Origin of the sequence: Ferrovum myxofaciens (assembly GCF_000735045.1) — a bacterium.
In the GTDB taxonomy this organism is placed as follows: domain Bacteria; phylum Pseudomonadota; class Gammaproteobacteria; order Burkholderiales; family Ferrovaceae; genus Ferrovum; species Ferrovum myxofaciens.
This window is the reverse complement of record NZ_JPOQ01000168.1, coordinates 1-253: the sequence shown is the minus strand read 5'-3', so window position 1 is coordinate 253 and position 253 is coordinate 1. Positions and strand designations below refer to the sequence as shown.

General features: G+C 60.5%; 1 pseudogene. It reads right to left on the bottom strand.

The annotated features are described in order from the left end of the window. Positions 1 to 253, bottom strand: a pseudogene (locus IV91_RS18515) (hypothetical protein); the annotation flags it as partial.

The following is a 253-nucleotide window of genomic DNA, read 5'->3' as shown; positions in this document are numbered from 1 at the left end:
TGCGCCGGGTTGAGTGGGTGGTGGAATTGGGGGAGGCAAACACCTCCAGGTAGAGTTTGTCATCCAGTACGGGTAGTTGGCGTTGTGCGGCCACAGCCAGGAGTTGTGCAGCCAGGTTGGTCAGGATCCGATAGTTTCCCCCGGCTCGTTCGCACAAGGTATGTTTGAGGCTCGGGCTCATCAGAGTGGGAGCTCCGGCGCTGTCGAGCAGGTGATCCAGGCAAGCGGCCAATTCTTCCCGCGTGGCGTAGTC